The sequence below is a fragment of the Azospirillum isscasi genome, assembly GCF_030849505.1.
Lineage (GTDB): Bacteria > Pseudomonadota > Alphaproteobacteria > Azospirillales > Azospirillaceae > Azospirillum > Azospirillum isscasi.
The window spans coordinates 38,041-52,004 of the sequence record NZ_JAUJFI010000002.1 but is presented as its reverse complement, the minus strand read 5'-3'; the positions used below and the strand labels follow the sequence as shown (position 1 = coordinate 52,004).

General features: G+C 70.4%; 9 protein-coding genes. 7 read left to right on the top strand and 2 right to left on the bottom strand.

The window, feature by feature from the left end:
- Positions 1-220: 220 nt before the first annotated feature.
- The 4 genes from QSG27_RS00980 (at position 221) to QSG27_RS00965 (ending at position 8,762) form a co-directional block, all read left to right on the top strand.
- Positions 221-2,161: an autotransporter assembly complex protein TamA gene (locus QSG27_RS00980; protein ID WP_306703257.1), complete on the top strand. Its 1,941-nt coding sequence runs from the start codon at positions 221-223 to the stop codon at positions 2,159-2,161.
- A gap of 113 nt (positions 2,162-2,274) precedes the next feature.
- A complete protein-coding gene (locus QSG27_RS00975) occupies positions 2,275-6,615 on the top strand; it encodes a translocation/assembly module TamB domain-containing protein (protein ID WP_306703256.1) in 4,341 nt (1,446 codons plus the stop codon).
- A gap of 486 nt (positions 6,616-7,101) precedes the next feature.
- The gene (locus tag QSG27_RS00970; protein WP_306703254.1) at positions 7,102-7,800 is read left to right on the top strand and encodes a rhomboid family intramembrane serine protease; all 699 of its coding nucleotides are present in this window, start codon (positions 7,102-7,104) and stop codon (positions 7,798-7,800) included.
- Positions 7,801-7,877: 77 nt separating this feature from the next.
- Positions 7,878-8,762, top strand: a complete 885-nt coding sequence (locus QSG27_RS00965) for an S-methyl-5'-thioadenosine phosphorylase (protein ID WP_306703253.1) — start codon at positions 7,878-7,880, stop codon at positions 8,760-8,762.
- Positions 8,763-8,836: 74 nt separating this feature from the next.
- On the opposite strand, the gene QSG27_RS00960 is transcribed toward QSG27_RS00965, so the two are convergent.
- A complete protein-coding gene (locus tag QSG27_RS00960; protein ID WP_306703252.1) occupies positions 8,837-9,250 on the bottom strand; it encodes a hypothetical protein in 414 nt (137 codons plus the stop codon).
- A gap of 110 nt (positions 9,251-9,360) precedes the next feature.
- Positions 9,361-10,281, bottom strand: a complete 921-nt coding sequence (locus QSG27_RS00955) for a pseudouridine-5'-phosphate glycosidase (protein WP_306703251.1) — start codon at positions 10,279-10,281, stop codon at positions 9,361-9,363.
- Between the two features lie 107 nt (positions 10,282-10,388).
- On the opposite strand from QSG27_RS00955, the gene QSG27_RS00950 reads away from it, so the two are divergent.
- The 3 genes from QSG27_RS00950 to QSG27_RS00940 all read left to right on the top strand — a co-directional run bounded on the left by QSG27_RS00950 (position 10,389) and on the right by QSG27_RS00940 (position 13,900).
- Positions 10,389-11,432, top strand: a complete 1,044-nt coding sequence (locus QSG27_RS00950; protein ID WP_306703250.1) for a ligase-associated DNA damage response exonuclease — start codon at positions 10,389-10,391, stop codon at positions 11,430-11,432.
- Positions 11,429-13,006 (top strand): cisplatin damage response ATP-dependent DNA ligase, encoded by a 1,578-nt coding sequence (locus tag QSG27_RS00945; protein ID WP_306703249.1) that lies wholly within the window; start codon positions 11,429-11,431, stop codon positions 13,004-13,006. Before QSG27_RS00950 ends, QSG27_RS00945 begins: the two co-directional genes overlap by 4 nt.
- A 120-nt stretch (positions 13,007-13,126) precedes the next feature.
- Positions 13,127-13,900 (top strand): hypothetical protein, encoded by a 774-nt coding sequence (locus QSG27_RS00940; protein ID WP_306703248.1) that lies wholly within the window; start codon positions 13,127-13,129, stop codon positions 13,898-13,900.
- Positions 13,901-13,964 lie beyond the last annotated feature (64 nt).

Sequence of the window (13,964 nt, the reverse complement as noted above, 5' to 3'; positions counted from 1 at the left end):
CCCCGACACCGCGGCTCCGGGCCGCGCACAACAAAAGGCCCTCCGAGAGGTGTCGGTGGGCTCTGCCGGGGAAACTGTTGCGACGCAATATAATGATCCGGCTCCATAACGCAAGCGGCGTGGTGTTGAAAACTCGCCCAAACTGCCTATGCGGAATTTCCTTGCGTCACGGCAACCGAATCATTGGCGTCTACGTCTTGGAATCCCACATGGTCCGGTGATGACCCGCCGCGCTTCCGCTTCCCGCCTCGCCGTCATTCTCGTCTCCGGCCTCCTGTCCGGCGCGCTCGCCGCCGCGCCGGGCGGCCCGTTGCGCGCGCAGGACCCCGCTCCCGACTCCGCTCAGGACAATCCAGCGGCGGAGGACGCCGGACCGGACGATCCGGCGCCCGACGCTCCCGGCCCGCAGATTCCCTACGAGGTGGAGTTCACAGGGCTGGAGGACGACGAGTTGCGCGACCTGCTGCGCGACAGCTCGTCCCTGGTCAGCCTGAAGGGCGACCCGCCGCCGTCCGTGCTGGGGCTGGAGCGGCGGGCCGACAGCGACCGGGACCGCTTGCAGACGGCGCTGCGCTCCGCCGGGTTCTACGATGCGGTGCTGGACATCCGGGTGGACGCCGCCCGGACGCCGGCCAGGGTCACCGTGGCGGTGACGCCCGGTGCCGCCTACCGCTTCAAGACGGTCACCATCGCCTCCACGGACGGCACGCCCCTGCCGGGCGGCGACGTGACTCCCGGCGACATCGGCCTGCCGGTGGGCGAACGGGCGCGGGCGCCGCAGGTGGTGGACGCCCAGGCCGCCCTGCTGCGCCGGATGACCGAACGCGGCCATCCCTTCGCCACCGTCGCCGAGCGGCGCGTGGTGGTGGACCACGACGACCGCAGCATGGACGTCACCTACACGGTCGATCCCGGCCCGCTGGTGCTGTTTGGGGACACGCGGATCGACGGGCTGGCGAGCGTGGACGAAGGGCTGATCCGCGGGCGCCTGCCCTGGAAGCGGGGCGATATCTACAGCCCGGCCAGGATCGACCGGGCGCGCCAGCAGATCGCGCAGCTCGACGTGTTCGACACCGTGCGGGTGCGGCTGGCCGAGCAGCCGGGGCCGGGCGGCGTCACGCCGGTGGACGTCACGCTGGCGGAGAAGCTGCACCGTTTCATCGGGGCCAGCGCCTTCTACTCGTCGGAGGACGGGGTGGGCGGTTCGGCCTATTGGGGCCACCGCAACCTGTTCGGCGGGGCGGAGCGGCTGCGGCTGGGGGTGGAGGTCGGGCGGATCGGCGGCGACAACGGCGCCGCCCAGGGGCCGCGCGGCAGCCTGGACCTGCCGGACCTGCGCTTTTCCGCCAATTTCCGCAAGCCCGACTTCCTGGCGCCGCGCCAGTCGTTGATCCTGGATTTCCAGGTCGCGTCGGAACAGCCGCCGGCCTACGACCGGGTCGCCACCATCGGGTCGGCCTCCCTGGAGCGGCAGGTGACCGACCAGCTCAAGATCTCCTACGGCGTGTCGGGGGAGCGCGGGCGGGTCCGTTCCAACCTGCGGGAGTACCAGACCGGCTTCATCGGCGTTCCGCTGGGCATCGCCTGGGACGGGTCGGACAATCTGTTGAACCCGTCCAGGGGGTACCGTGCTTCGCTGCTCGCCACACCCTGGTTCCCCTACGCCGGGGACACCGATTCGATCTTCACGAGCTTCCAGATCAACGCCTCGGCCTACCGCGATCTGGCCGACGACGGGCGTTACGTCGCGGCGGCGCGCATCGGCGTCGGCAGCACGGTGGGGGCGTCGCTGGACCAGGTTCCGCCGGACCACCGCTTCTACGCGGGCGGCGGCGGGTCGGTGCGCGGCTACGGCTTCCAGAAGGCCGGGCCGCGCGACATCTACGGCGACCCGACCGGCGGGCGGTCGCTGTTCGAAGCGGGGCTGGAGCTGCGCATCAAGGTGACGGAGACCATCGGCATCGTGCCCTTCGTCGACGCCGGCACCGTCTTCGACAGCGCGTTTCCGGACTTCAAGGAGCCGCTGAAGGTCGGCGCGGGCATCGGGGCGCGCTACTACACCGATTTCGGACCGCTGCGGGCGGACGTGGCCTTTCCGCTGAACGCGGATTCCGGCGACGCGAAGTGGCAGCTCTATCTCAGCCTGGGTCAGGCCTTCTGATCCGTCCTTTCAACCGGTGATGCCGGATCGGGTCGCATTTTTGCCACTTGGATCGGGATCGCCCTTGCTCTTTCCCGTTATTCCATTCGGGGAGTACCGCAACGGGGTGCGTGGTGTCGGGTCTGCGTCGTCTAATCGTCGTTCTGCTGGCCATCGCCGCCTTGACCGGGGCGGTCCTGACGGAGGCCGCCCGCGCGGCGGACACCGAGGGGGGAGGCTGGGGTCCCGCCAACGCCGTGCGGCGCTGGATCGCCGAGACCATCGAGAAGGCGGTGAACGGCCCCGACCTCCAGGTGAGGATCGGCACCATCGGCGGCGCGGTTCCCATCAACTTCACGATCTCCGACGTGACCGTCGCCGACCGCGAGGGCGTGTGGCTGCGGCTGGAGGAATTGCGGGTCAACCTCGCCCCGACCGCGCTGCTGACCGGGCGGGCCAAGGCCGACGCGATCGAGGCGCAGCGCGTCGTCGTGGAGCGCGCGCCACTGCCCGCCGCGGAACCACAGCCGCCGCCGCCGCCCGACCAGGGGCCGGCCTCCCTGCTGCCCAGCCTGCCGGTGGGCGTCGCCGTTGACAGGCTGGCCATCGCCGAACTGCGGCTGGCGGAGCCGCTTCTGGGGCAGGAGGCGCGGCTGAAGATCGACGGGTCGCTGGATCTGGCGTCCGGCGGCTCCTCGCTCGAAGCGCACCTGAACGCGGACCGGCTGGGCGAGCAGCCCGGCACGGTGGCGCTGAACGTCGCCTTCAACCCCGACGACAAGCGCCTCGACCTGACCCTGAAGGCGTCGGAGCCGGCGGGCGGGCTGATCGCCACGGCGCTGGGCATCCCCGGCGCGCCGCCGGTCAGCGCCGCGCTGGACGGGCGGGGATCGCTGGACGACTGGAAGGGCACCTTCACCGCGGTGGCGGAGAACGCCGCGCGGCTGGCCGCCGACGCCACGGTGAAGGCGGTGCCGGAGGGGCACGCCGTCACCGTCGCGGCGACCGGCGACGTCGCGGCGCTGCTCGGTCCCGACATTGCGCCGCTGGCCGGGCCGCAGCCGGTGCTGAAGGGGACGGTGATCGTCGCGCCAGACGGCGCCCTGACTCTCCAGCCGGTGGCCGTCGAGACCGCAGCCGCCACGGCCAGCCTGTCCGGGCGGGTCGGCGCTGACCGCCGCAGCCTGGATTTGCGCTACGCGGTGCAGGCGGGGCCGGACTCCACCCTGCACGGTGTCGCCCCCGGCATCGCCTGGAGGGAGGGCACCGTCTCCGGCACCGCCCAGGGCACGCTGGACGCGCTGACGGTGGCGGTGGAGGGGCTGATCCGCGACCTTGCCGCCGACGATCCCGCCCTGGCCGCCGTCACGGGGCCGGAGGTGCGGCTGGACGGTCGGGCTCTGGTCAACGCCGACACCGGAGCGGTGGGGATCGAGGGGCTGACCCTGACCGCAGCGGCGGCCAGCGCCGGGGCGCAGGGCAGCGTCACCGGCTGGGGGCGGACCGCCGACGTGACGGTCTCGCTGACCGCCGACGACCTGTCGCGCCTGTCCGGACTCGCCGGGCAGCCGCTGGCCGGGTCGCTGGCGCTCGCAGGGCCGGTGCGGCGGCAGGAGGACGGCACGCTGACGGCGGGCCTGAGCGGCGCGCTGCGCGGTCTGGAGACCGGAACGCCCGCCGACGGCGTGCTGGGCCGCGACGTGAGCCTGGGCGCGCAGGCGGTGATGGAGCCGGGCGGCGCCATGCGAGTCACCGACCTGACGGTGGATGGCCGAAACGGGCGGCTGACCGGCACCGCGGCTCTGGTGGACGGGGCGGTGGACGTGAAGACCCGGCTGGACATCGCCGACCTCGCCCCCGTGGGCGGCGCCGTCGGGACGGAGATGGCCGGCGCCGTGACGCTCGACGCGACCGCGAAGGGTCCGCTCGACGCGCTGGCGGCGGAGGCGGCGCTGCACGCCCGGAACTTCGCCGTTCAGGGGCGGCGCTTCGGCGACACGCGGCTGAACGCGACGGCGCAGAATTTGCCGGGCGCCCCGCAGGGGCGGCTGTCGGCGCGCACGGAACTGGCCGGCGCCGGGCTGACGATGGACGCCGCCTATGCGCTGGACGGGCGGGCGCTGCGGATCAGCGACCTTGCGCTGGCGAACGGCCCGAACCGGATCACCGGTGCGGTGCGCGTGGCGTTCGACACCATGACCGCGACGGGCAAGCTGGAGGGCAACCTGCCGCAGCTTGAGGCCCTGTCGGAGCTGGCCGGCGTGCCGCTGACCGGCGCCGCGGGCTTCACCGTTGCGCTCGACGCGCCGAACGGCAAGCAGGGAGCCAGCCTGACCGCCAACGCCAGCAACCTCCGCGTGGAGGGGGAGGGCGGGCCGCTGTTCGCCGCGCGCCGCCTGACCGCCAACGCCGACGTGGCCGACGCGCTGGGCAGCGCCAGCGGCAAGGCGCGGCTGGAGCTTCAGGACGGAGCCGCCGCGGGCAACGACCTGTCCCGCGTGACGGCCAGCCTGGATGGCTCGCTCGCCAGGGCCGCCTTCCGGGCGGAGGCCGCAGGGGCCGGGCGCGACCCGCTGGCGCTCGATCTGGCGGGCGACGTCTCGCAGAACGGCACGCTGAACCGCATCCGGCTGGAACGGCTCCAGGGCCGCTACGGCGGGGAGTCCTTCCGGCTGACCCAGCCCGCCGCCATCGCGCTGGGGGAGCGGCGCTACGAGGTGTCCGGCCTGCGGCTGGTGAGCGGCAACGCCCAGCTCGCCGCCGACCTCGGCCTGAACGGGGAGCGGCTGTCGGGCGAGCTGCGCGTGGACCGCGTGCCGATGGCGCTGGCCCGGCTGGCGAACCCGTCGCTGCGGCTGGACGGCACGCTGAACGCGCAGGCGACGCTCGGCGGCACGGTCCGCCGCCCGCAAGCCGACGCAACCGTGCGCGTCGCCAGCCTGAAGGCGCAGCAGACCACCCAGGCGGGCATTCCCGGGCTGAACGCCACCGTCAACGCCCGCTGGCGGGACGCCCGCCTGTCGGTGGACGGCGATGTGGCCACCGGCAACAATTCGGGCCGGCTGACCCTGACCGCCGCCGCGCCGCTGGCGATGGACCCGGACACGCTGGCCTTTTCCGTGCCGGAGCGCGGGCGGCTGGAGGCGGCGCTGCGGGGCGCCATCGACGCCTCGCTCGCCAACGACCTGCTGGCGGCCAGCGGCGACCGGGCGCGCGGCACGCTGCGGCTGGACGTGAGCGTCGATGGGACCGTGGCGGCGCCCCGGCTGGGCGGCACGGTCTCGCTCGCCAACGGGCGCTACGAGAATCGGGCGAGCGGCGCCATCATCAGCAACATCGACGCCCGCATCGTCGGAGACGGCGACGTCTTCACCATCCAGACCTTCCGTGGGCGGATCGCCAACGGCGGGGAGATCAGTGCGCGCGGCGTGATCCGCCCCGCGGCGGCGGACCCGCAGCAGCAGCTCGACCTCGCCATCCAGGCCAACCGGGCGCGGCTGGTGCAGAACGATCTGGCGGCGGTCACCATCGGCACCAACCTGACGCTGACCGGCAGCTTCCTGAACCCGCGGCTGACCGGACCGGTGCGGATCGAGCGGGCGGAGATCCAGATCCCCAACCAGACCCCGCCCAACGTGGTGGACCTGAAGGTCGTCGAGGTCGGCAAGGGCCGCAAGGCGCAGCCGGTCGGCCTGAAGAACGGGCGGGCGGCGAACGGGCAGGCGGCGAACGGGCAGGTGGCGGTGCCGGAAGCGGCCTTCGCGATGATCCTGGATCTGACGGTGAGCGCGCAGAACCAGATCTTCGTCCGGGGCCGCGGGCTGGAGGCGGAGTTCGCGGCGCAGCTCGCCGTCACCGGCACGTCCAGCCAGCCGCTGGTCAACGGACGGCTGACCATGCTGAAGGGCGAACTGGATCTCCTCGCCAAGACCTTCACCTTCAAGCGGGGCATCATCGAGTTCGACGGCGGCCCGACCATCGATCCGCGGCTGGACTTCCTGGCGGAGGCCAGCGCCAACGACGTCACCGCCCAGGTCCTGGTCACCGGAACCGCCAGCCAGCCCAAACTGGAGCTGACCTCTCCACAAGGGCTGCCGCAGGACGAGGTTCTGTCCGCCGTGCTGTTCGGGAAGTCGGTCGGCAGCCTGAACGCGGTGGAGGCGGTCCAGCTCGCCCAGTCGGCGGCGACCCTGGCAGGCTTCGGCGGCGGAGGGCCCGGCCTGATCGGCAACCTGCGCCGCGGCCTCGGCATCGACCGGCTGGAATTCACCAGCGGGGCGGACGGCAGGGGCGGCGCGGTGGAGGCCGGACGCTATGTCAGCGACCGTGTCTATGTCGGGGTGGAGCAGGGCATCGGCGCGAACCAGAGCCGTGCCACGGTCGAGGTGGACATCACCAAGAACATCAAGGCCCAGGCCGATGTCGGCGCCGATTCCGACACCCGCGTCGGCGTCAAGTGGGAGTGGAACTACTGACCGGCACCGCCCAGGGCTCCGACCTCCGGTTAAGGCGTGATCGAGGGTGAGGCAAATATCCTTCTCCCCAGGCAGGAGAGGGTTTGGGTGAGGGGGCGTTCTGCCCGGCAGGGCAGACAAAAGCGGCTGCTTCCAAAAGTTCCGTCTTCGCAAGCGGTACGTGCCATCGGCACCCCATCATCCTGACCTTCTCCCCAGGGGGAGAAGGGATAGGCATCCTGTCCGAGCGCATTCTTGACCTGAGTTCGGAGCCCTGCCGGCACCGCCGCCCGGCTTTGACGGCGTGCGGGGTGTTCTACGGTTGCATAGGAATGCACGCCCGGTATCGATCGGAAAGTTGATTCTCCGTTATCCTCTGCAACCGATCTGTTTCCGCGCTCCTGCCGGTACCGCCGTACAGCGCTGGTCATTGGCGAAAAAGCCCCCATATCCGACAAGGACGGAGGCCGGGCCGCTGAGGCCGCGGCGGACGGCGAAGGGGGGACGGTGCGCGCGGCCAAGGGCATACCCTACGTCAACCAGGGCATCGTCATGGCCTGCACGCTCGCCTTCGTGCTGGGCCTGCCGCCGGAGCCTTTCGCCTTCGTCCCCGCCTATTTCTTCGGAACGGTCGAGACCGCCGGGCCGCTGCCGACCTGGGCGGTGTGGCGCGGGCTGTTCGGCCATGTCCTGATCCACAGCGACATCGTGCATCTGGTCAGCAACATGGTGGCGCTCTGGGCCTTCGGCGGCGCGGTGGAAATGTCGATGGGCAGCCTGCGCTACCTGCTGTTCTTCGCGCTGTGCGCGGCGGTGGGGGCGGTGGTCGAGGGGGCGCTCGCCATCGATCCGATGGCGCCGCTGGTCGGGGCGAGCGGGGCCATCTGCGGCGTCATGGGCGCCTATCTGCTGCTGCACCCGCAGGCGACGCTGGGCGTATCGCCGGGGCCGCGCGTCCCCGCCTCCTTCGTGGTGGGCAGCTTCCTGGCGGTCAACGTGGCGATGACGCTGATGCCGCCGGGGCCGGATTCCGGCTTGGCCGACGTGGCTTGGGCCGCCCATCTGGGGGGCTTCGCGGCGGGCATGGCGCTGGTCGCCCTGTTCCGCCGCCCCGGCGTGGCGCTGTGGAGTGTCGCGCGCCTCAGCACCGCGGCGAAGGCGGCGGTCTATCTGACGCTGGTCGTGGTCCTTCTCCGCACGCTGTGAGCGTTGCCGCCTCTGTCGTTGCCTTTGCCGGGCCGGAGCGGAATACTGCGCCCATCCATCGACGGAGGCATGTGATTATGGCGGAAAGCGGGGCCGCGCCGGTGCTCGGCGTGATCGGCGGCAGCGGCGTCTACGACATCGACGGTCTGGAGAAGCAGCGCTGGGTGAAGGTGGACACTCCCTTCGGCGACCCGTCGGACGAGCTGCTGACGGGCGAACTGAACGGGCAAAAGCTGGTCTTCCTGCCGCGCCATGGCCGCGGCCACCGCATCCCGCCGTCCGAACTGAATTTCCGCGCCAACATTTTCGCCCTGAAGGCGATGGGCGTGACCGAGATCCTGTCGGTCTCCGCCGTCGGTTCCCTGAAGGAGCATCTGCCGCCGGGCACTTTCGTGGTGATCGACCAGTTCATCGACCGCACCTTCGCCCGCGAAAAGACCTTCTTCGGCACCGGTCTGGTGGCCCATGTGGCGCTGGGCCACCCGGTTTGCGGGCGGCTGGGCGACCTGATCGAGGAGGCGCTGGAGGAGTTGAAGGTCCCGCACCAGCGCCGCGGCACCTACATGGTCATGGAAGGCCCGCAATTCTCGACCAAGGCCGAGTCCGAGCTGTACCGGAGCTGGGGCTGCGACGTGATCGGCATGACCAACATGCCGGAGGCCAAGCTCGCCCGCGAGGCGGAGATGTGCTACGCGACCGTCGCCATGGTCACCGACTTCGACTGCTGGCATCCGGAGCATGACCACGTCACGGTGGACGCCGTCATCCGGGTGGTGGTCGCCAACGCCGGCAAGGCCCGGTCGCTGGTCAAGAAACTCGCCCCGAAACTTCGGGTGCGCGACGGGCTGTGCGCCCAGGGCTGCCACACGGCGCTCGACAACGCGATCATGACCGCGCCGGACAAGCGCGACCCGGAGATGCTGAAGAAGCTGGGCGTCCTCCTCGCCCGCGCGCTGGGCTGAGGCCGCCTTCAAAAACAACGCGGGGACCGGCGTGCGTCCGGTCCCCGCGGCTTGTGTGAAAAGGCTGGAAAGGCTCAGTGGCGGGTGCGCGCCGGGGTGACGTAAACACCGTCCCAATCGACGCCGAACAGGGCGTCGTCTCCCGCCTCTTCCACCAGCTCGTCATATTCGCCGACCTCGATCAGGCCGAAGATCGACGCGGTGCCGGAGGCATCCAGGTCGCAGGTGACGACGCGGCCCGCGAACTCGACGGAGGTGAAGAACACCTCCGGCAGTTCCATGCTGTCGAGATCGGCGGACACCGCGCATTCGATCTCGTGCACGAGGCGGGAGGAGAGGGAGCCCCGCAGTTTCGCCGCCTGGGAGGCCCAGACGATCTTCTTCACCCGCGCTGCCGGGCGGTTGTCGGGTTCGCCGGCGCCCTCGTCGGGCTGGGCGGCCATGGCGATCATCCGGGAAACCAGGTTCGACGGGCTGGGCGCACGCATAGAAACCTCCGCTGAAGAACGGGCGCAGATTCACCCGGCGTGGGTTAACGGGGTCTTAAATCCCGATGTCACGAAAGGCTTACCCCTTATGCGTAACGACCTATGACCGCCTATGCCGTCAACGCCGCGTAAGCCGCGGCGAGCCGCGCCGCGGTCACGGCGTTGTTGCGGATCAGCGCGATGTTCGCGGTCAGACTGCGCCCCCCGGTGATCCGCTCCAGCGCCGCCAGGAGAAAAGGCGTAACGGATTTTCCCGCAATTCCATGGCCTTCCGCATCCCTTAGCGCCTGTTCGATGGCCAGCTCCATGGCCGCTCCGTCGAGCGCGTCGGCCTCCGGGATTGGGTTGGCGAGAACCACGCCCCCTTCCAGCCCGAGGTCCCATTTGGCCCGCAGGATGGCCGCAACCTCGTGCACGTTGTCACAGCGATGAGATACGGGCAGACCAGAGTTGCGGCTGTAGAAGGCCGGAAACTCGTCCGTGCCCAGGCCCAGAATGGGAACGCCGCGGGTCTCCAGCACCTCCAGCGTCTTCGGGAGGTCGAGAATCGACTTCGCACCCGCACAAACGACGCAGACGCTGGTGCGGGCCAGCTCGTCCAGATCCGCCGACACGTCGAAACTGGTTTCCGCCCCGCGGTGCACGCCGCCCAGCCCTCCGGTGGCGAAGACGGCGATTCCGGCCAGCCGCGCGGCGATCATGGTGGCGGCCACGGTGGTGGCGCCGGGCACCCCGGTGGCCAGGGCGACGGGCAGGTCGCGGCGGCTGAGCTTCATGACACCCGTGCCGCCCCGGGCGAGCCGCTCCAGCGCGTCGCCGTCCAGCCCGACGCGGATGCGCCCGTCCAGAACGGCGACGGTGGCGGGCACCGCCCCTTCGGCGCGCACCGCGTCCTCCAGCGCCGTCGCCGTCTCCAGATTCTTCGGATAGGGCATGCCATGGGAGATGACGGTCGATTCCAGCGCCACGACGGGCCGGCCCTCGGCCAGGGCGGCGGCGACCTCGGGGGTCGGGGACAGGCGGTCGTGCATGGTCGGTTTCTCCCTCGTTCACCGGCATCCTGCGCCGTGGGCCCGTCCTCCGCAATGGCCGGAATCGGAATTTTGTCCTTTCGCGAGGACGGCCTATATTGCAGGGCATGCCCGCACCGCCCCCCTCCCGAACCCCCGCCGTCAAACATCCAGCGGAAAGCTGGGTCAAGGTCTGTCCCGAGGGTCTCTATGTGGAGCCCGGCGGCTTCCACGTCGATCCGCTGCGCCCGGTGGAACGGGCGGTGGTCACCCATGGCCATTCCGACCACGCCCGGCCCGGTCACGCCCATGTGCTCGCCACCGCGGGGACGCTCGCCATCATGCGGCAGAGGCTGGGGGAGGGGGCGGGCGCGGCGACCCAGGCGCTCAACTACGGTGAGGCGATCCGCATCGGCGACGTGACGGTGCGGCTGGCCCCCGCCGGCCATGTGCTGGGCAGCGCCCAAGTGGTTTTGGAACATGCGGGGACGCGGGTGGTGGTGTCCGGCGACTACAAGCGGCGCTTCGACCGCACCTGCGCCCCGTTCGAGCCGGTTCCCTGCGACGTCTTCATCACCGAGGCGACCTTCGGCCTGCCGGTTTTCCGCCACCCGCCGGATCTGGGAGAGATCGACAAGCTGCTGCATTCCCTGTCGATCTTTCCGGAGCGCAGCCACGTCGTCGGGGCCTACGCGCTGGGCAAATGCCAGCGGGTGATCTCCCTGCTGCGCGCCGCCGGCTATGACCGTCCGATCTACCTGCACGGCGCGCTGGAGCCGATCTGCACGCTGTACGAGGGCTTCGGCGTCGCCCTGGGCGAGCTTCGCCCGGCCACCGTCGCGGCGAAGGAGGAGTTGAAGGGCGCCCTGGTGCTGGCTCCGCCCGGCGCGGTGGCCGACCGCTGGGCGCGGCGGCTGACCGACCCGGTGGTGGCGATGGCCTCCGGCTGGATGCGGGTGCGGCAGCGGGCGCGCCAGCGCGGCGTCGAACTGCCGCTGGTCATCTCCGACCACGCGGACTGGGACGAGCTGACCCAAACGCTGGAGGAGGTCGCGGCACCGGAGGTCTGGGTGACCCATGGCCGGGAAGAGGCGCTGGTCCACCATGCGACCCGGCGCGGCATCCGCGCCCGCGCCCTGGCCCTCGTCGGCTTCGAGGAGGAGGGGGCGTGAGGAACTTCTCCTCCCTGATCGACGGGTTGGTCTTCATGCCTTCGCGCAACGGGAAGCTCCGCCTGCTGGCGGACTTCTTCGCCACCGCGCCGGACCCCGACCGCGGCTGGGCGCTGGCCGCCCTGACCGAAACGCTGGTCTTCCACGAGGCCAAGCCGGCGGCCATCCGGCAACTGGTCGCCACCCGCACCGATCCTGAGCTGTTCGCCCTGTCCTACGACTATGTCGGTGACCTCGCGGAGACGGTGGCGCTGATCTGGCCGGAACGCCCGGAGCGGGCGAACAGCTTGCCGCCCTCCCTGACCGAGGTCGTGGAGGCGCTGCGCGCGGCCAAGCGCGGGCAGGTGATGGGGCTGGTGGAAGGCTGGCTCGACACGCTGGATTCCTCGGGCCGTTTCGCGCTGCTGAAGCTGATCACCGGCAGCCTGCGGGTGGGCGTGTCGGCGCGGCTCGCCAAGACGGCGCTGGCGGAGTGGGGAAGGGTCGATCTTGGCGACCTGGAGGAATGCTGGCACGGGCTGACCCCGCCCTATGCGGAGCTGTTCGGCTGGCTGGAAGGGCGGTCCGACCGTCCGGCGGCCGGGCAGGGCGCCGGCTTCCGCCCGCTGATGCTTTCGCACCCGCTGGAGGAGGAGGACATGGCCGCCCTGTCCCCCGCGGACTACTCCGCGGAATGGAAGTGGGACGGCATCCGCGTGCAGTTGGCGGCCCGCGGCGGGGAGCGGCGCATCTACAGCCGCACCGGCGACGACGTGTCGGGCGCCTTTCCGGACATCGTGGACCATATGAATTTCGACGCCGTGCTGGACGGCGAACTGCTGGTCGCCCGCGGCGAGGGGGAGATCGCGCCCTTCAACGACCTTCAGCAGCGGTTGAACCGCAAAACCGTGACCGCGGCGATGCTCAAGGAGTTTCCCGCCTGGGTGCGGCTCTACGACATCCTGTTCGATGGGGAGGAGGATCTGCGCAACCTGCCCTTCACCGGGCGCCGCGCCCGGCTGGAACGCTGGTACGACGCCTTGCGGCCCCGGCGGATGGATTTGTCGCCGCTGGTGCCCTTCGACGGCTGGGGCGCGCTGAAGGCTCTGCGCGAGGGCAGCCGGGAAAACAGCATCGAAGGGCTGATGCTGAAGCGGCGCGACAGCGCCTATGTCGCCGGGCGGCCAAAGGGGCCGTGGTTCAAGTGGAAGCGCGGCGCGCTGACGCTCGACACCGTGCTGATGTACGCCCAGCGCGGGCACGGCAAGCGGTCCAGCTACTATTCGGACTTCACCTTCGGCGTCTGGCGGGGGGAGGAACTGGTGCCGGTCGGCAAGGCTTACTTCGGCTTCACCGACGCGGAGCTGGTGGAACTGGACCGCTGGGTGCGCAACCGCACCACCCGCCGCTACGGCCCGGTGCGGGAGGTCGAACCGGGGCTGGTGCTGGAGGTCGCCTTCGACAGCGTGCACCCGTCGAACCGCCACAAGAGCGGTCTGGCGATGCGTTTCCCGCGCGTCCACCGCATCCGCTGGGACAAGCCGGCGGCGGAGGCCGACCGGCTGGAAACCCTTCAGGCGATGGTGGTGGGGTAGGCCGGGCGGCTTCTTCCATTTTGAACCGGGTCCGCGTTGACGCAGGGGCGACAGCGTCTAGTCTTCTGCAACCGCTCGATGCAACCGGATGGTTGCCAGAGCCAAACCGGAGACCTGACCATGCCGTTCGCCGCCGCCGCCGAATTCAAGAAGCACAAGGCGAAGTGCGAAGCCGAGGCGAAGAAGATTCCGAACTCCGGCGAGGCCGTCGCCGTCGTGAAGAAGGCCGGCGACGTGGAGAAGGCCGCCGCGGCCTGGGACAAGGCCCACAAGGCGGGGGACGCCAAGGCGCTGCGCGAGGCGCTGGCCGACCTGCTCCAGGCGACCAAGATCTTCCGCGCGAAGCTCAGCGCGGTCATCGTGAAGGCCCAGAAGGCGAAGAACGAGGGCGCCGTCGAGGTGGCGGCGGACATGCTGGGCGGCACGATGAACGTCGAGCAGATGGCCCAACTGGAAAGCCTGTCCGCCTTGAAGAAGCTGGAGAAGGCCGGCGCCGGCAAGGCGATGCCCGCCACCACTTTCTACGCCGATTGGACCGCGGCCAAGAAGATGTTCGAGGCGCTGACCGGGAAGAAGAAGCCCGCCGAGGGCTTCCTGCTCGCCTTCCGGGCGTCGAGCGGCCTGGAGAAGGCGACGAAGGCACTGGACGCCGCCACGCGGGCCAACGACCCGGACGCCTTGCAGAAAACGATCAAGGCGTTCGAGAAGACGGGCAGCGAGTATTTCGCCACGGTGAAGAAGAAGGCAAAGGTCTCCGTCGCCGCCGACGACACCGACATTCCGGATGAGTCGGCGGAGGCGTTCAATTACGATCAGGCGCTGGCGATCCTGCTCAAGAACCTGAACGTCATCCGCAAGGAGGCCGGCGATATCCTCGCCGAGGCCAAGAAATAAGGGTTTTTTTTACCACAGAGACACAGAGACACGGAGACACGGAGAAAATGTTACTTTGTGTCTC